General features: G+C 39.4%; 15 protein-coding genes. 12 read left to right on the top strand and 3 right to left on the bottom strand.

Annotated elements, in window-relative coordinates; genetic code table 11:
- Window positions 1-29 precede the first annotated feature (29 nt).
- The 3 genes from P767_RS16500 to P767_RS0108570 all read left to right on the top strand — a co-directional run bounded on the left by P767_RS16500 (window position 30) and on the right by P767_RS0108570 (window position 4,363).
- Window positions 30-1,052, top strand: a complete 1,023-nt coding sequence (locus P767_RS16500; protein ID WP_051417248.1) for a hypothetical protein — start codon at window positions 30-32, stop codon at window positions 1,050-1,052.
- 25 nt (window positions 1,053-1,077) lie between these two features.
- Complete coding sequence (locus P767_RS16495; protein WP_051417247.1) at window positions 1,078-2,505, top strand: DEAD/DEAH box helicase; 1,428 nt, start codon at window positions 1,078-1,080, stop codon at window positions 2,503-2,505.
- A gap of 1,432 nt (window positions 2,506-3,937) precedes the next feature.
- On the top strand, window positions 3,938-4,363 hold the full coding sequence (locus P767_RS0108570; protein WP_026764173.1) for a DUF6943 family protein: 426 nt from the start codon (window positions 3,938-3,940) through the stop codon (window positions 4,361-4,363).
- A gap of 514 nt (window positions 4,364-4,877) precedes the next feature.
- Here the strand turns inward: P767_RS0108570 and P767_RS0108565 are convergent.
- Window positions 4,878-5,627: a hypothetical protein gene (locus P767_RS0108565; protein ID WP_026764172.1), complete on the bottom strand. Its 750-nt coding sequence runs from the start codon at window positions 5,625-5,627 to the stop codon at window positions 4,878-4,880.
- A 246-nt stretch (window positions 5,628-5,873) separates the two neighbouring features.
- Here P767_RS0108565 and P767_RS0108560 point away from each other — a divergent pair, with 246 nt between their 5' ends.
- The 3 genes from P767_RS0108560 to ygiD all read left to right on the top strand — a co-directional run bounded on the left by P767_RS0108560 (window position 5,874) and on the right by ygiD (window position 8,242).
- A complete protein-coding gene (locus P767_RS0108560) occupies window positions 5,874-6,062 on the top strand; it encodes a hypothetical protein (RefSeq protein ID WP_037351703.1) in 189 nt (62 codons plus the stop codon).
- A gap of 323 nt (window positions 6,063-6,385) precedes the next feature.
- Window positions 6,386-7,351 (top strand): ClpXP adapter SpxH family protein, encoded by a 966-nt coding sequence (locus P767_RS0108555; protein WP_026764170.1) that lies wholly within the window; start codon window positions 6,386-6,388, stop codon window positions 7,349-7,351.
- Between the two features lie 57 nt (window positions 7,352-7,408).
- Entirely contained in the window at window positions 7,409-8,242 is an 834-nt protein-coding gene (ygiD, locus tag P767_RS0108550; RefSeq protein WP_026764169.1) for a 4,5-DOPA-extradiol-dioxygenase, read from the top strand.
- Here ygiD and P767_RS16490 read toward each other — a convergent pair.
- The gene (locus P767_RS16490) at window positions 8,239-10,431 is read right to left on the bottom strand and encodes a TonB-dependent receptor family protein (protein WP_051417246.1); all 2,193 of its coding nucleotides are present in this window, start codon (window positions 10,429-10,431) and stop codon (window positions 8,239-8,241) included. The two genes, ygiD and P767_RS16490, sit on opposite strands and share 4 nt — an antisense overlap.
- A gap of 176 nt (window positions 10,432-10,607) precedes the next feature.
- Here P767_RS16490 and P767_RS16485 point away from each other — a divergent pair, with 176 nt between their 5' ends.
- Window positions 10,608-11,672, top strand: a complete 1,065-nt coding sequence (locus P767_RS16485) for a formylglycine-generating enzyme family protein (protein WP_245586867.1) — start codon at window positions 10,608-10,610, stop codon at window positions 11,670-11,672.
- A complete protein-coding gene (gene galK, locus P767_RS0108535; protein ID WP_026764168.1) occupies window positions 11,669-12,820 on the top strand; it encodes a galactokinase in 1,152 nt (383 codons plus the stop codon). The genes P767_RS16485 and galK overlap by 4 nt, the downstream gene beginning before the upstream one ends.
- Window positions 12,821-12,843: 23 nt before the next feature.
- On the opposite strand, the gene P767_RS0108530 is transcribed toward galK, so the two are convergent.
- A complete protein-coding gene (locus tag P767_RS0108530; protein ID WP_026764167.1) occupies window positions 12,844-14,727 on the bottom strand; it encodes a sensor histidine kinase in 1,884 nt (627 codons plus the stop codon).
- A gap of 110 nt (window positions 14,728-14,837) precedes the next feature.
- Here P767_RS0108530 and P767_RS0108525 point away from each other — a divergent pair, with 110 nt between their 5' ends.
- From P767_RS0108525 to P767_RS0108510, 4 genes are all read left to right on the top strand, one after another.
- Entirely contained in the window at window positions 14,838-15,272 is a 435-nt protein-coding gene (locus P767_RS0108525; RefSeq protein ID WP_026764166.1) for a 6-pyruvoyl trahydropterin synthase family protein, read from the top strand.
- Between the two features lie 92 nt (window positions 15,273-15,364).
- Window positions 15,365-16,717, top strand: a complete 1,353-nt coding sequence (locus P767_RS0108520) for a Gfo/Idh/MocA family protein (RefSeq protein WP_026764165.1) — start codon at window positions 15,365-15,367, stop codon at window positions 16,715-16,717.
- Window positions 16,717-17,757 (top strand): phosphotransferase enzyme family protein, encoded by a 1,041-nt coding sequence (locus P767_RS0108515; RefSeq protein ID WP_026764164.1) that lies wholly within the window; start codon window positions 16,717-16,719, stop codon window positions 17,755-17,757. The genes P767_RS0108520 and P767_RS0108515 overlap by 1 nt, the downstream gene beginning before the upstream one ends.
- Entirely contained in the window at window positions 17,754-19,082 is a 1,329-nt protein-coding gene (locus P767_RS0108510; RefSeq protein ID WP_026764163.1) for an alpha-L-fucosidase, read from the top strand. Before P767_RS0108515 ends, P767_RS0108510 begins: the two co-directional genes overlap by 4 nt.
- Window positions 19,083-19,091: the final 9 nt, after the last annotated feature.

Here is a 19,091-nt window from a genome sequence, read left to right as displayed (position 1 = left end):
TGGCTGTATGATACATAACAAATAATAATATGGACGCAACATTGCAGAAATACATTTCACAAACTACCGACACCAATAATTATCTGGTAACAGCAAACAATGGCGGTCATCAATACATAAATGACTTCGAGGAAGTTTATGCCTGCTATGCAGCTAACTTTCCGAGTGAACTGAATAACTGGTTACAAAACAAAATGATGTTAAATGCTCTTCCATTCAACGTCAAACAGTATGTTCAGTTTGCTTGTGAAGCTACCATAGTGAAATTCTTTGCCGACAAATACAAAACAGACCTTGCAATTGAGAAGAAAATAAATCCTGCTAACAAGATGGATGTTGACCTGGTATTTTCTGAAAACGGGTTTACATTCAATATCGAGATTAAGTGTTCAGATTTTAATGCAAAGGAGGCTATTGATGCAAGCAATACGCTTAAAATTCAGCCTGTAGGCCGCTTAGATGGTTTTGGTGATACCCTTGCTGAATTGCAGGAACTCTTAAAGCCGGTTGCTGAGAAATTGAATTTGGATGCCATTGTAGCAACAAAGAACATGGATAACAGCCTGAAAGATTTTCTTTTAAGTGCAAATAAAAAATTCAATCCTGCTGCATCCGACAAAGAACTGAATATCCTGTCTGTTTCGTGTAATGATGCTGAGGACATGCAATTGTGGTACTACTATATGTTCAAAGACCAAGGTTTGTTTACATCATCATCATTCCATCCTGTTTCCGAGTTTGAGAATGTTGATGTGGTTATTTTAAACAACCTCTATTTCAAGCACTACGAATACTTCAATAAAAAACTATTGAACTCATGGGATTTTGGCAACTGCTTTAATCTGATTTTTATTAACCCGTTTGCAAAGCAAAAGAAGGATGCGGCAGTAGCAGAATTGTTGAAAATATGCCATAACCAAAATGCAGGTTTAAGACTTTGGAATATGCCCGGCACTGCTGAAGAAGAAGTAAAGGACAGCAGAAGAATAGCAGACTATATCAAAGGTGAATTAGAAGATAAGCTGAAGCAATATTTCTTCAACCAACCTTAACCATTGTCTTTTTCACAAACAATAAATGGTCGTACTTAGAGAATACCAGACAGAGGGAATAAAGAAAATATTTGAGGCATGGGATCCAAAGAGGTCTAATCTGAAAAATGTTTTATTCCAAATGCCTACCGGAACAGGCAAAACAACTGTGTTTTCTGCAATAGTACGCAAAGCCCATCTTAAAGAAAAGTTTGTTCTGATTGTTGTTCACCGCATTGAATTGGTAGAGCAGATTGCTGAACGTTTACAGTCATTCGGTGTTTCTGTAGGCATTATTTCAGCAGGTAACAAGGCAGAACCTGATAAAGCAGTTCAGGTAGCTACAATTCAAACCCTATCAAGAAGAAACTATCCTCCGGCTGACATAGTGATTATTGACGAGTGCCATCATTCAAAGGCTGATACTTACAAAAAACTATGGGAAATATATCCCGATGCAAGGTTCTTAGGTGTTACCGCAACTCCGGTTCGTATCAATGGTGAGGGCTTCGATGACTTATTTGAAATACTCATTCCTTTAGGTAAACTCAGCTACTTCATTAACGAGGGGCATCTTGCCAAGATGAAGCATTTGGTTTGTGGCATCCCTGATGTTTCAAAGGTGAAGCAAAGAATGAGGGATTACGACTTGCAAATGCTTAAAAATGTAATGTTAGACAACTCCATTATGGCTAACCTGGTGGAGAGTTATAAAAAGTTTGCAAACGGAAAAAAGACAATCGTATTTGCTGTGGATATTGAACACAGTAAAAGCATTGTAGAACGTTATTTGGGAGCTGGTATACCATCTGCCCATATTGATGCTACTACTCCTAAAACGGAAAGGAAAGCAATCTTAGAACAATTCAAGAAAGGTGAAATACTTGTGCTGAGTAACGTTGATATTGTTTCAGAAGGTTTCGATGTTCCCGATTGCGAAGCAGTTCAGTTGGCAAGACCAACAAAGTCATTAGTGCTTTATTTACAACAGGTGGGCCGTTGTATGCGTCCATCACCAAATAAGGAATTTGGTTTGGTCCTTGATAATGCAGGTTTGTGGTTGGAGCATGGCATTTGTTATATTGACAGAGATTGGTCTTTAAAAGGCATCAACAAGGCTAAGCGTAAGGTTGCTATTGAAAAGCAGATAGGTTTTGACGAAGAAGAACGAATACGAGAAATAACCCGTCCAACTGAAGCAGAGGGGCTTGAACTTGTTGAAATAAGCGAAGACCTTGAAAGGCTATTAATCTTTGAAAGTTTCATCAGGTTTGCAAAAGCACAGGAGCACAAAATGGTTTCAGTAGTTTATAAATATTCAGACTATTTGCTATCACAGAATGCCAACTTTACTGAGTTTGAAATTAAGTATTGCCACAGGCGATTGAATAAAGAAGGCTGCAATTACAAAATTGGTTTTTGGTATCACCGTAAAAAGGAACTTGAAGAAAAGCTGAAGGAGCATATCATATAGGGCATTCCCCTTCGGGTCGGGCTTTCCGCTACAATCTTTTGCTGAAGGCAAAAGGATTTCCGCTTCAATCCCTAATGCCTAAGAAAGCGGTGTTCGTTCCTCACGAATTTATTGAACCCACCCGGCCAACGCACAAGCACGGCTTATGCAGTGGCTAACCCACAAAGCCAACCCTTCCACTGCATCTATGGTGTTGCCGCCATTTTTAACTGTCATACTTTTTGTGGCTATGCTCCCCACGCTTTTGGCACATTGCCTGTTCCGCTTCGCTACACAGCCAAAGAGCCAAGCCAACCCAAGCATAGCAACAAAAAGCCGCTACACTCCAACCACCACCACCGTTTCGCTTATGCCAGTATAAAAAATGGCGGAAGCATACTTAAACATAATGCGGTCTTATGTGTTCGCTTTGCACAGCCACCCCACGCTTATGCAAGCATCCCAACGCAGTGGCTGTCACATAAGTCGCCATTATGTTAAGTAGCCAACACCATAGCACTTTTTATCAAAAGTGAAGCCGTGCTTCTGCCAACGCACCCCACCCGAAGACCCACGACACCCCGCCACCCTTTCAGCGGTGCAGTAAAAAATAAAGCATGATTTGTTTTACGGCTATGTGCTTGCGGTAGGTTCATTCACTTCATCTCCATTTCGTTCAGGCGTTTCGTTCATTCCGCTTTGCTTCATTCACTACACTATCCTTCACTGCATTTCGCCTACGTTCATTTCACCAACCTCAGCACCGCACAGCAAAAGCAATTCCTTCTCTTCATTCCGCAAAGCCAACACACAGGCTTTCCGTGTCATGGCGTTTGCTTAACCCACGCTACAATAGCTTTTGTTTTTTGAAAAGTTACAAAAGCTGCCAACGCTTCTAAACAAACTGCTCATGCCACTACAAGCCTCCAACCCGATTTGCTTCATTCCGTTCAGTCATTGCATTTGCTCTTGACCCACCGCACCATAGAAAGCGGTATGCTTTATTTTTTCCTGCGAATTGTTTACCCCAGCCAACCCACAAAACACAACTCCGAACAATATATCCGGTTGAATTGAAATACGGTTGATGAAGTGTAGTAAACGAATTTTCTGATTTCAGAAGAGGAATGCAGATAAGGAGGATCTGCTTGAAAAAAATAAAAATAAAAAGTGCAGCAAAGTTAGGTGGCTGGCACAGGCCAACGCACTTAAAAAACCAAAAGACTACGGCATAATGAAAGGCAAATAAGCTGTTGTTTTTTATAGTGGTATTTGCCTTTCACCCTTCGGGACTTATTCCGTTTCCTTTTGGTTTTTTAGCCACGCCACCTGTGGGATTGCTTTCTTTTTTTTCTGTTTTTTTTCTTTGTCAAATTATATGTGTGCTGCGGAGCGTAAGCGAAGCAGGGCTGCGGCAAAGGCTTAAAACAGGCTCAAAATTTAAGCAGTCATTATGCACATTCCGAAGTTTCAAACGTACAGCGTAAAGCATCAAAGCACAGGTTTTGAATTTTACATTTTATCAAAAGGGCTGAACAGTGGTAAGTCTCTTTTAACTCCCTGCCCTAACTCATTTGTTTGTATTTGCAAAAGCCAGGAGCAGAAGGACTTTTATTTCTGGTTACTCTTTGGCCTGTGGAAGGCAAAATATTTTCATCAGTTCCTCACTGGTTCTGTAATTCCCTTTATCCGCTTATCTGATTTGAAAAATGAAATACTTACTCAGGCTGAAAAAGTAAGTAAGCAGGAAAAGGAATATAAAAACACAGTTGATAAAATCAAGCAGCTGGAAGAGAAGGAAAGAGCCATCCGCCAAAATCTGGCTTTAATCAATGATTTGAAAAGGGCAATGATTTACCGGCATCTTAAAAGCAAATAGTAAGGCTGACTTTGACATGATGCTGCACCGTGCATAAATAAATTTTGATGTGCAAAGGTAGCATGGCGGCCAGACGCACAAGCCCGACCCAAAAAAACCAAAAGACTACGGCATAAACACAGACCCACCGCACAAGGCTTTCATTTATTCCGTTTCCTTTTGGTTTTTTTATCCGCCATGCAGAGAGATGCACATAAAATTTATTTACTATGCACAAGCATCCTCGTATCAGTTCAGGCAGCCATTCAGGTATTTGCCCATTCACTCCGCAGGTACTTCATCAGCACTTGCCTTTGTCACCCTTTGCGTTTCAGCGTTACATCCGCAGGTCATCATTAGCCCATCAGCCAGTTTTTGGCATCAAGGTTTACCGCCTTCCATGTGGCTGCTATGTTTGGCGTTATCCTTCAGGTGTTCGTGAGCTTTCAGCATTGCCCTTTTAGGGGCTTTGCTGAAAAGAAAAAGCCCCACCAAACTGGTGAGGCCATTTCCTAACTGAAAGAAAGAACAGCGTTTATGCTACTTCAACAATGTTCAACACGTTGTAAGCACCGTTTTTGAGAGAGTACTGAACTCCGTTTACTTCCTGGAAGAACTCAATCAGCATCAGGTAGAACTTAGTTCCAGTTCCGGCAGGTACACCAGCAGGAGTAAGAGTTACAGGTGTGTTGGTTCCGTCAATAGGAAGATTGGTGACCGGGCTGTACTCAATTGCACTGGTTCCGTTGGTGAAGTCAACAACTGCATACGCAGACTTGAAGCTCACATGAGTTGCACCAGACGGATATGCAATATCATTGATCGGAATGAAGGCCGGAATGTTGATTGCTCCGGATACACCTGTTACGGTGAAGGGAGCAAAAAGAACACCACCCAAAGCTGCACTGTCATTGAAATCAAAATCTTTCAACAGAGCCAATGCCGCAGGGTCAGCAATACCAATTGCTACAGTACGTTCACCCCTTGGAGATGTAACGTCATAGTTTTTAATCTGCGTCATGATTTGGGTTAAACGACTGGTAACACGATTGTCAGCAGCGTTCATCATGAGGTTACGGACAGCGTTGCGAAGCAACTTGCCGGCAGTTGCAGAACTGCCAAACTCAGCTCCGTTTTCACGGGTACGCTGGAAGTTCGGGTCATTTGCAATACGTTCAGCAGATACGCCACCTTTGGTTTTTACCAAGTGACCATCTTGTGTTTTGTAGAAGGTCAGCTCATCCAGAGTGCCTTCAATTTTGAGAATACCTTTAAGTTTTGCCATTGCTTTAAACTTTTATGAGTTAGTAAATTTGTTTCGACTGATACGCTTTAATCAGCTTACGAAAACAAAATTAGAAGCACAGTAAAGCCTCTGCAAATGAGCCGTGCCATCTGTGCCGATTGTTCCGCATTATTCCAACAAACACACTTTTACCGCCCTTAAAAAAGATTTATATTTGCAATGTCACTTCCATATTTGAAGTATATCATCGGTATGGTTAGTGTATGAAGTTGAATAATTGAAATAATGAATAGACTGTGCATTTATCCGAAAGACATTCAGGTAATCACAGGCAGAAGCGACAGGTATGGTAGAAACCTTATTAAGAAGATCAAGGACCATTTCAACAAGCAGCAGCACCAGGTTGTTACTGTTGAAGAGTTCTGCCAGTACATGGGCTTGCAACCGGAAACGGTTGTCAAGCAACTTCGATAGGTTGTAACCTTATCTTTGCTTTTGCTTATGATAAGGCACAGCACACTCTCAACTCAACAACTTTTTTTCCTTTCTTTGTTGGGTAGTTTCCTTTGATAATACAGCCTTTGTTGGCTATTTGTTGCCCAATTAGCTGAAAGCCTTGATAATTAAGGGTTCACTATTTTTTGCATCGGGAAGTAACCGACGAGCAAAGCGAGGAGGTTATCCCGACTTTAGTCGGGATAGGCTTGATTTAAGTCAATCCTTTTTATTGCCTAATATCATTGTTTCGGGGCAAGCCTCCTGCTTAATTTTGTGATACAATCAACAAGATGTATCCTATGGAGAAAGAGTTTCTGAATGGAATGCAATGTGACCCGAATACGGGCATTTGCGAAGTGCCTGGCGCTGGTTCAAAAATCAACCAACCTGAAATTGGGGAAGTGGTTGATATGCAAGGGTTAACCGATAAACAATTGGCGACAAATCAGAAGAAACCAGTAAAACTATTATATTTTACAGATCCCATTTGTTCTTCCTGTTGGGGGATAGACCCTCAATTGCGGAAACTGAAAAACGAATATGGACAATATATAACCATAGAATACAGAATGGGTGGCTTGTTAAAGAGCTGGGATAGTTATGGCGGTTCTGATGTAAATGGACCTGCCAGCGTTGCCGCTCATTGGGATGAAGCTAGTAAGCAATACAATATGCCCATAGATGGATCAGTATGGCTGGAAGATCCTTTAGCATCCTCATATCCTCCTTCAGTTGCTTTTAAAGCAGCTCAAATGCAGGAAACAGAAAAGGCAATCATATTCCTGCGTAGAATCAAAGAGAAGGTTTTCATTGAGAAAAAGAATATTACCAAATGGGAATTCCTGAAACAGGCTGCATTGGAAGCAGGACTCAATACTGAGCAGTTTGAAACAGACTACAATGGCCTGGCAAAAGATTTATTTAATAAAGATCTTGCAATGGCAAGAGAGTGGGGCGTGAGAGGTTTTCCTACTATATTTTTTCTGGATGAAGAAGGCAGTCAGTTGAAAGTATATGGCAGTAAGCCTTACGAAGTGTATGAACAAACTTTGTTGAAATTACTGAGTGTACCTGTCGTTAAAAATATATCGCAACATTCGCTGGACATATTCAATCAATTTAATTCTGCTACTTTGCAGGAATATGCATTGTTCTATAATCTTTCAGAATCAGATGCACTGATTGAGTTAGAGAAATTAGCGGCTGAAAAAATAATTGAAAAATCCACTTCAAGAGCAGGACAAATTTGGCACAGGAATAAGTAGGCATATCTTATGAAACGAATGACATTTATTCAATCATTAATCCTAACAACCGCAGGTATGACAACACTATCTGAATTCAAAAATTTTACACAGCAATTACCACAGAACGATTATCTGATGCCGGTATTATTTGTTGGGCATGGCTCGCCTATGAATGGAATAGAAGATACTGAATTCAGCCGTGGCTGGAAAAAAATGGCTTCTGAAATTCCTACACCTGCTGCTGTTTTGGTGATTTCTGCGCATTGGTTTACACGGGGTACGCAAATTACAGCCATGGATTTTCCAAAGACCATTCATGACTTCGGCGGGTTCCCGCAGGCTTTGTTTGATGTTCAATACAATGCTCCTGGTAATCCCGCTTTAGCTAAAGAAACTGCATCCATGATTGTATCAACACAGGTAGAACTGGATCATGATTGGGGATTAGATCATGGCACCTGGACCGTTGTGAGGCATATGTATCCCGAAGCCAATATTCCTGTATTACAATTGAGTATTGATTATACAAAGGGGCCACAATTTCACTATGATTTAGCTAAGGAATTATATGCATTAAGAAAGAAAGGCGTGTTAATTATTGGTAGCGGAAATATGGTACACAATTTAAGAATGGTTGCCTGGGATAAATTAAATGAAGATCAATATGGATATGATTGGGCAATTCAAATGAATAGTCAGTTTAAGTTTTTAATAGAATCAGGCAATCATACACCTTTAATCAATTACACCCAATTAGGCAGGGAAGCCCTGCTTGCTATTCCCACTCCGGAACATTATCTGCCATTAATGTATACTTTAGGAGTAGGAACAACCAGGGATAAAATTTCTTTTTTTAATGATAAAGCAGTCGGGGGATCATTAACTATGACCTCGGTTAAATTGGGTTAAAGCTTAGCCTGCAGCGAAATAAAAAATGTTCTGCCATCACCCGGTAATGCACCTGGTCCGGGATATCCTCCTGCTCTTCTGGTGAAGTATCTTGCATCGAATACGTTATTTAACCCGCTTTTTATATTGAATTTGTTATTCATTTTAAAGGTCAGGGTAATATCCGTGATATCGTATGATGGTATTAAACCATTATTACCGTTTGCCGTTGGAGTAAGGGTGTTATTGGCATCACTGAATACCTGTGAAACATGACTGTATTGCCAGCTAATCAACCATTTTTTATATCCTGCGGTAATGCCTGCTCTCATAATATGTTCAGGTGCATTTTCAACACGCTTCCCTTTTGTATTGGCATCTTTGTGGTTACCACTGTATCTGGCGTCCGTATAACCATAAGAGCTAAAAACAATAAGGTCAAACGAAGTAGGTGCTTTGAAGGCTCGTGCAGGATTAAACTCCAGATAGCTTTCAATTCCTTTACTGGTGCTTGCGCCAACATTGGTGATTAAACGATTGCTGGTTCCGTTTGGCACAATTACGCCAACCCGATTGTTATACTGTAACACAAATCCACTGATGTCAAACTGCAAAAAGTTTTTAATTTTTCCTCTGTATCCAAAATCTAAATTATAACCCTTGGAATCTCTTAAATCCGGATCTACTATATCGGTAGTGGGTGGTGCCTGTAAATTAGCAAACTGAATAGGTCGGTAAGCCTGTGAATAATTGGCATAAATCTCAGTTGTATTCGTTATATGGTATTCAGCACCAATGCCCGCTAATAAAAAGTCTCTGTTTCTTGTGATATTCTGTAAAAGAATTTCATTACCGTTTGCTGCAAAACCGTTTCTTCCGGAAGCTGAACCTTGAATCCATTCGTACCTAATGCCCGGTATGATGATTAGTTTTTCGTTAATACGGAAAATGTTTTCTACAAATGCTGCTACATTATTAGATTTAAAAACAATATCTCTTGGATGTTTACCACTGATGCTGATATCATGACCTGTTCCGTTTGTACCCACTCCATCAGCCTGTCTGCTGGTAGTTCCGGTGTACAATCGAATACCTGCCGACAAATTATGTTGCATTTTACCCAAAGTATAGCTGGTTATTATGCGGCTCTCCAATCCATAATTTCTGTATTGATCTAAGCTGACTGTTCTGGAATTATAATTCCCAGTAAGGGGATTAATGGTATCTCTTACTGTAACTGGCAACATGAAACCAACACTGTTTCTATTACCTATGGTAGCAAAAAGTTTTGTGTTCCATCTGGTGTTTTCATTAATCTGATAATTCGCAATCAGTGCGGGTGTAGTCCAAGTAACATCAAACCAGTTTCTGCTTCTTAAACTTTGTTGAGCGTCTTGTAAAACCTGAGCGTCTGTTAATCCGCCTGGCTGTTGAGAACGCATATTGGATCGCATGATTTCAGCAGTCAAAGAAAATTTGCTGGTAAACTGATAAGTGATGGTTGCATATCCGGAGTTATTGTAAAATCGACTGTTGTCTCTCCATCCATTTCCTTCTCTGTGATCAAAGAAGGAGTAATAGTGAATCTTACCTTTTTTGCCTCCAATGGCATTATAGGAATTAAAAAGACCATTGCTTCCGAAACTCTGTTGTGTTTCCAGCTCTATGGGTTTATTCATTTCACTACCATTTCTCAGGATATAATTAATTAATCCTCCAAACTGCGGTCCGTATTGTAAGGATCCCTGACCTCTGACCACTTCAATTCTTTGCACTGCCTGTAATTGGGGGTTATAGTAAGCTTCAGGATAACCATAGGGGTCGGCAGCAATATCATACCCGTTTTGCCTAACGTTAAATTCCCAACTTCTGTTAGGACTTAATCCTCTTGCTGCAATGCCTATCTGAATACCACTGGGATCACTTTCCCAAACATGTATGCCCGGAATTTTTGCCATAACCTGCCTCATGGTATTATTCACCACATTACCCTGCACATTGTCCATTACAATCAGGGCATTTTTCTTACCTGCATAAATATTGGTGCCTACTATCTCAGGCATTTGCTGATAATCGCTTTTGCTGTTTCTGCCAACAACAGTAATATCTGGTAAGTTCTTCGTTGCAATTGTATCTGATGTTGAAGACGGGGTTTGTCCGTTTAAAACTAAAGCTGCACATACCAATGTCAACACTGCTATTCCTCTCATTTTTTAAAATTTTGAGCTGCGAATGTCAGTCTTCCCCATTTTTATGGCTTATTAAATCAGGAATTCAGTTTACATAATCGGGAAATCCTGAATCCGGCGTATCTTTAAAGACAAAATTTACTGATATACCACACAATCCTCTTTTCTTTAAACAAAGATTTGTTCTTTTTATTTTCTTGATATTTTCAGGTTTCAGCTGTAATAACAATGAAGCGGGTGATTCTTCAGCAGAAAGGTTGAATCAGCCAATAGATGCTGCACATGCTCCTATTTCTTTTAATGGGGATACTTCATACCGGAATATGGCATTAATTCCAGGTGGGAGTTTTTACATGGGAGGGGATAATGAACAGGCAGACAAAGATGAGTTTCCCAAACATCAGGTAACGGTTGATTCTTTTTATATGGACATTACCGAAGTAACTAATGCTGAATTTGCTGCTTTTATAAAGGCAACCGGGTACATTACAACGGCAGAAAGAAAGCCAGTATGGGAAGAAATGAAAAAGACCTTGCCTCCCGGAACGCCTAAACCTCCGGATAGTTTACTTGTAGCAGCTTCGCTGGTCTTTACACAAGCCAGTGGTCTGGTTGATTTAAATAATTACAGTCAGTGGTGGAGTTGGGTGGAAGGAACAAACTGGAAACATCCGCAGGGACCAGGTAGCAATATCAATGGCAAGGAAAACTTTCCGGTTGTGCAGGTAAGCTGGGACGATGCTATGGCCTATTGTAAATGGGCGGGTAAGCGACTGCCAACAGAAGCTGAATGGGAATATGCAGCCAGAGGAGGAAAAGTAAATCAAATGTATCCATGGGGGAATGAGCCTGTGAATCAGGGTAAACCAAAGACCAATAGCTGGGAGGGAATCTTTCCATATTACAACGAACAGAAAGATGGCTTTTTGAAGTATGCACCAGTTAAATCATTTATCTGTAATGGTTATGGGCTTTTTGATATGGCAGGTAATGTATGGGAATGGTGCAGCGACTGGTATCATGCCGATTATTACAATACCTTAGCCAATAAAAATACAGTGAATCCCAGGGGGCCTGAGCAAAGCTTTGATCCACAGGAACCTTATACAGCCAAGCGGGTATTGCGAGGTGGAAGTTTCTTATGTAATGATGATTATTGCAGTGGTTATCGTGTAGCCAGAAGAATGAAAAGCAGTCCTGATACCGGATTGGAACATACTGGATTCAGGTGTGTAAAAGATAGTAAAGCGAAAAATAATTGAAAAAGAAATTAGAAAACGAGTTTGTAGCAGAATTTGGGCATTTACCCGAAGTAATTGTTCGTTCTCCGGGAAGGGTTAATATAATTGGGGAACATGCAGATTATAATAATGGCTTTGTGTTGCCAGCTGCAATTGATAAGGCAGCATATATAGCATTGTCTTTACGGGAGGATGACGAAATCCATTTGAGAGCAGTAGACTTGAAAGAAAATTTTGCTACTACGGTTTCTAATATAAGACCCATTGAAGAAGTTAGCTGGCCTAATTATATTTTAGGCTGTGCTGCCCAATTTGTAAAAAAGGGAGTATCCCTGAAGGGATTTAACCTGTTGCTATCCAGTGATGTGCCAATAGGTGCGGGACTTTCATCATCAGCCGCTTTGGAATGCGCTACGGTCTTTGCTTTGAATTATTTGTTGCATACAGGATACAATAGGATTGAAATGGTAAGTATGGCACAAAAGGCAGAGCACGAGTATGCCGGTGTAATGTGCGGAATTATGGATCAGTTCGCTTCTATGATGGGTAAAGCAAGTCAGGTAATTAAACTGGACTGTCGTTCATTAGAATACGAATATGTGCCTTTTAAATTAGATGGCATTAAAATTCTCTTATTCAATACCAACGTAAAACATTCACTGGCTTCCACAGAATATAATACAAGAAGAGCCGAATGTACACAGGCGGTTGAATTAATTAAATCCCATTATTCAAATGTAAGTTCTCTCAGAGATATAACAGTTGAAATGCTGGATGAATATGTTTTACCGGTGAATGAGTTGGTGTATCGGAGAAGTCGGTTTGTGATTGATGAAATGGATAGATTAACAAAAGTTTGCAGCTATTTAGAGAAAAACGATATTGCCTCAATGGGCGAATGCATGTTTGAAACCCATGAAGGACTAAGTAAGCAATATGAGGTAAGTTGTAAAGAGTTGGATTTTCTGGTTGATTATGTAAAAGATAAACCGGAAGTATTGGGTGCCAGAATGATGGGAGGTGGATTTGGGGGATGCACCATTAACCTTGTAGAGGAAAACCATATTGACCGGCTAACTCGTGATATAAAAACAGCGTATGAAACTGCTATGAATTTGCCATTAGATTTTTATATCGCATCCATTGAAAACGGAACTGAAATCCTTTAATACTATTATTTTATCATTACTTACTAGTTGTGTGATAGCGTAAAATGGAAAGTAAGTCCTTTGTCGGTATCCGATTCAGCATAAATGGTACCTCCATGTTTGTCAATAATTCTTTTTACAATAGCCAGTCCTAACCCATTCCCTTCAAATTTGCTGTGGTATCTTTTAAAAGGAGTAAACAGGGTTTTCATTTGTTCCTGGTTTAATCCAACACCATTGTCTTTTACATAATAAAAAGTCTGGTGTTCCTTTTGATAAGAGCCAATTTCAATAACCGGATTTTCTTTTTTGGAAGAATATTTAAAAGCATTGGAAATTAAGTTATTGAATAGCTGTTTTAAAGCAGCTTCATTGCCATTGGCGTTCGGTAAATTTTGTAGTTGAACAGTTCCCTTAAAGTCTATCGGTTGCTGTTGTTTAATTACATCTTCAACCAAAGCCTGAAGATGTACATCTGCTTTTTCCAATGGTTGTTTTCCTAAGCGGGAAAAGGTTAACAGATCCTGTGTTAATACTTTCATATTCAGCACAGTTGCTTTTACCATTTGTAAAAATTCTCTGTTCTCTTCGTTGAGTGTGCTGGGATCAACCAGGTCAACCACTGTGATTATTTTATTGATTGGATTGTTTAAGTCATGTGCAGCTGAAGAGGAAAATGCCTTAATATCTTCCAGTTGTCTTATTTCTTCTGTAATATCGTTTATACTAACAACATAGGCTACTCTGGAACCTTGTTCGTCCATCAGCGAATTGCTCTTGATATCTAATACAATTTTTTCTCCGTCTTTTCGAATGATTTCTGTTTGGTAATTTTCAGAAATCCCTTTTTTTCTATTTTCCAGTCTTTCATAAAATTCTTTTCGCCTCTCCTGAGGAATAATCATATCAATTACCACTTTTCCAATTAATTCCTGCTCAGCATATCCCAGAATTTTACAATAGCTTGAGTTGCAATAAATTAACCTGCCTTCGTAATCTATGCTACCTACACCTTCTTTTAGTGAAGCAACCAGTTCCCTGAATTTTCGCTCACTGGCACTTATTTTTTTCTCTAATGCCATACTTGCTTTTTGTTTTTTATTCAGCAGATTGGCGTAAGTATAGATTAAAATATAAGTAATTAGGGTTAATGCAATTGTAAATAATTCAGTTCCTATTTCAGTATTATAGAGACCCAAATGTTCTCCTTTCAGGCGAAAATAACCCAGCATGGGTGGTAAGAATAGAATCAGAATAGATGATCTTCTTAATAAAGTACTACCTTCTAATAATGAGGCAAATAATTTGGGTGTACCGGCTTTAATATTAGTTAAAAACAATCCGGCGCTTAAGAAAAGAAACAGAATGGCTGTAGTAAGGGCTATTGTGGAAATCCCTTCTATTCTGTATGCTGAATCTCTTCCATAAAGGTAACCTAAAATAGAAGTGTAGGCTAATGTAAATATTACTATACTAAAAAATGAGCGTAGTTTTAAAATCCATTTTTGGCTGGTGTTAATCGAAAGCATATTGAAACCAGTTAGGATAAACAGGAATGCTGTTATTGGAGCCATATGTGAATTGATAACGCTCGACTCTATTTTATTCTTAAATAAAAAATGATCCAATCTTAACCAATCTAAATTGAGTAAATAAGCGAACGTATGCAAAGTGCCAACCAGAAAAACAGTTGCAGCAATAATCATTTCAATAAAAACGGATTCTTCTTTGGCTTCCCTGAAACGTATGAGCCAATATCCTGATAGGATAAAAGTAATGGCAGTTAAAGGGTTCATTGCAGTCATTTCAGCGCTAATGCTCTTTAGTACCGTAATATTGAATTGCCAGCCAATTAATACCAATACTGATAAAATAACCGGGACATAGCCCAGTAAGTGTAAGTATAAAAATCTCTGTTTAATAAACATAGAAGTATAGTTGAGAGGAGGACGGAAATTGATGGTTAAACTTTCTTCCTTGTTTTTTCATTAAATTCCAAATTAAGGTTTACTTTGATTTGGATTTTAAAGCTGATTGGATGATACAAGTTACAAAAATATTCAGATTCGAGACCGCACATGCCATTCATGGATATAATGGACATTGCAGAAATATACACGGACATTCTTATGTGTTACATGTTACTGTAGGGTCAGATACAGATGATATGGCCTATCTTCCCAAGCCGGGATTTGTGATTGACTTTAAAGATTTAAAAAAGATCGTGAACCGGATCATCGTTGAGCAGCTGGATCACCGGTTAATATTATCCAACGACTTTCTGGCTGAACATCCACATGCTGCTGCTTCTGAGAACCTGATTGTTTGGGAAATGGAACCTACTGCGGAAAATATACTCCTGTATATCCGGAATGTACTACTTGCCGAATTGCCTTCGGATATAAAACTTAGAAAATTAAAGATTTATGAAACCAGTGATTCCTATGCAGAATGGGAAAATACAGCTCGATAAGGAATAATCTCTTGAACATGTCGTCATCAATACTTTAATTTCTCAGGCAAATTTGACACTTCCTAACCAATACAATAATTAATCCCACAAAAATGAATCGAAAAGACTTCCTGCAAAAAACGGCCATGGCGTCTGGTGCAATGGTATTATCGGCTAATAGCTTATCTGCAAGCCCCTTGGCTTCTAAAGTGAAAATAGTAATTATCGGAACTGGTTTGCGGGGACAAAACCACCTGGATCTTTTGCTGAGAAGAGAAGATGTAGAGTTGACAGCTATTTGCGATATCAACGACAGAATGCTGTCCACTGCAAAGGGTATGATTGATAAGTCTGGTAAAAAAATGCCGAAGATTTACACAGGTTCTCCGGTTATTTGGAAGGAAATGATTGCCAAGGAGAAACCAGATGGGGTAATTATTGCTACGCCATGGGAGTTGCATAAAGAAATGATTGTTGGCTCTCTGCAGGCAGGTATAAAATACGTAGGAACAGAAGTGATGCTGGGTACTACATTGCAAGATCACTGGGATGTGGTAAAAGCAGCAGAGCAATTCAATGGTCAGGTAATGATGCTCGAGAATGTATGCTATCGAAGAGATGTGATGGCTGCTTTAAATATGGTTAGACAGGGATTGTTTGGAGAAATTGTTCATTTGCAGGGTGGTTACCAACATGACCTGAGAGAAGTTAAATTCAATGATGGTGTTAAGCCCTATGGAGGCGGTGTTGAATTTGGAGAGAAAGGCTTTTCAGAAGCGGCGTGGAGAACAACCCATTCGGTTTACAGAAACGGCGATTTATATCCCACCCATGGTATTGGACCTATTGCACATTATATCAATATCAATCGGGGAAACCGGTTTTTATCTCTCTGCTCTTTTTCCTCTAAGGCAAAAGGCTTGCATAATTATATTGTTAAAAAAGGCGGCGAATCGCATCCCAATGCAAAAGTTCAGTTTAAGTTAGGGGATGTAGTTACTACTTCCATTGACTGTAATAACGGAGAAACTATTTTGTTGCAACACGATACTAATTTACCCAGACCTTATTCACTGGGATTCAGGGTACAGGGAACGGATGGTATCTGGATGGATTTGAATAAATCTGTTTATATAGAGGGTAAATCACCTAAAGCGCATCAATGGGAATCACAGACCGAGTGGTTTAATAAATATGATCATCCGCTTTGGGTAAGATGGAGTAAAGAAACCGCAGGTGCAGGGCATGGTGGCATGGATTTTTTTGTAATTCATGCTTTTGTAGAGTCTATCAAAAATCAGACACCCACGCCAATGGATGTGTATGATGCAGCTTCCTGGAGCGCTATTACCCCATTGAGTGAACAGTCAATTGAAATGGGAAATCAAACAGTTGAATTCCCTGATTTTACCGGAGGTCAATGGATGTATCGTAAACCTGTATTCGCACTAAACGATCAATATTGATGGAAGCAGTTCTGCAGAAATTTGGCATTCCATCAGATGCCCTTATCATCCCTATAACATCCGGTATTATCAATAAAACCTGGAAAGTTTGTAGTGTAAATGGGAATTATATTCTGCAGCAAATTAATGATCATGTATTCGTTAATCCGGAATTGATTCACGGTAATATTACTGTTATTGCAAGCTATTTAAAGAAAAATTATAGTAGTTATTTGTTTCCGGCTCCCATTCTGCATTCAGCCGGGAGTCAATTATTAAAAGAGCCGGGAGTTGGTTATTTCAGAGTGTTCCCTTTTATTGAAGGAACACATACCATTGATGTAGTAGCCAATCCTAAGCAGGCTTTTGAAGCGGCGGAACAGTTCGGAAGGTTTACTGCTTATTTGGGTGGATTTAATTGTAACCAGCTCAATGTTACCATACCCGATTTTCATAACCTTAGCTATCGCTATCAGCAATTTCAGGAAGCACTGAAATCAGGAAATGCCGAAAGAATCCATAACGAGAAAAGCCTGATTGATAAACTCACCAGACTGCAATTTTTGGTGAAGCAATACGATGCCATAACAAAAAATAATTCATTTAAGAAACGGGTAACACACCATGATACAAAAATCAGCAATGTACTGTTTAATGAGCAAGACAATGCAGTTTGTATCATCGATTTAGATACGGTAATGCCTGGTTATTTTATCAGCGATGTAGGAGACATGATGCGTACCTACCTGTGCGAGGTTTCTGAGAATGAAGAAGATATCAGTAAAATTAAAATAAGACCAGATTACTATTATGCAATTGTAGAAGGGTATTATAAAGAGATGCAAAATGAATTAACCAATGAAGAGAAAAAGCATTTCTTCTTCGCTGGTCAGTTCATGATTTACATGCAGGCTTTGAGATTTTTAACAGATTATCTGCATAATGACAGGTATTATCAGATTCAGTATCCAACCCATAATTTAGTACGGGCTATTAATCAGGTTGTTTTACTGGAACGATTAATGGAATACGAAACTGAGTTTAAAAAAATGAAATTATGATGCGCTTTATACTCTACTTGTTTTTTGCTGTTTTTTCGCTGCAAATGGAGGCCCAAACTTACCAGCCAACAAGCGCCAATCTTCAGGCCAGGAAGCAATTTCAGGATAACCGATTTGGATTGTTTGTACACTGGGGGGTATCGAGCATGCTGGGTTCGGGTGAATGGGTTATGCAGAATCGTAACATCAAAGTGAAAGACTATTTACAATTAAAAGAGACTTTTTATCCCAATCAGTATAATGCTGCAGAATGGGTGTCTGCTGCCAAATCAGCCGGTATGAAGTATATAGTTTTTATTACCAGACACCATGATGGATTTTCCAATTGGGACACGAAGCAATCCGACTGGAAGATAACGAATACCCCATATGGAAAAGACGTATTGAAAATGCTTGCGGATGAATGTAAAAAACAAGGAATGCAATTAGGTTTATACTATTCAACCCTTGATTGGTTCAGAGAAGACTATCCTTATTCAACTGGTAGAACAGGGCAGGGTACCGGCAGGAAGACTGGAGGCAACTACGGCTCTTATTTGCAATTCATGAAGGCCCAGCTGACTGAATTGTTAACCAATTATGGAGATATTATGTCTATCTGGTTCGATGGTCACTGGGATCAGACCAATCCCGAAGGTTCAGCAGACCGGTCTTCCAGAATCAACTGGAAATACGAAGAAATTTATTCTCTGATTCATCAGTTGCAACCGCAATGTCTAATTGGGAACAACCATCATCTGGATCCGATTCCCGGTGAAGATTTCCAAATGTTCGAAAAGGATTTGCCTGGTCAAAATCATACTGGTTTGAGTTTTCAAAAACCTTCTGACCAGTTGCCATTAGAGACCTGTGAAACCATGAATAATTCATGGGGGTATAATATTACCGATCACGCCTATAAATCTACCAGACAAATCATTCATTATTTAGTAAAAGCAGCAGCTTTAAATACAAACTTGTTATTGAATGTAGGACCAATGCCGAATGGAAAAATACAGCCAGAGAATCTGGATACACTAAAGCAGGTAGGACTATGGATGGAAAAATACGGAGCCACTATTCAGGGTACATACGGAAATATATTACCTGCTCAGGAATGGGGTGTTATTACTGCAAAAGACAATTCCCATTATATTCATTTGCTTAGCGCACAAAAGAATCCATTTGTTTTTATTCCTCTGGCCGGAAAGAAATTAAAGAAGGCATCGCTTTACTCCAATGGAAAATCTGTCAATTTTAAGCAGGTTCCTGAAGGAGTTTTTCTTTATATGGAAGGTATTGCATTTGATTCAATCGATACGATTGTTGAATTGAGCTGGCAATGAGCTGTTGGC

Source organism: Sediminibacterium salmoneum NBRC 103935, from assembly GCF_000511175.1.
Lineage (GTDB): Bacteria > Bacteroidota > Bacteroidia > Chitinophagales > Chitinophagaceae > Sediminibacterium > Sediminibacterium salmoneum.
Note: the sequence above shows the minus strand (reverse complement) of the source record. Positions and strands in the feature narration are given on the sequence as shown.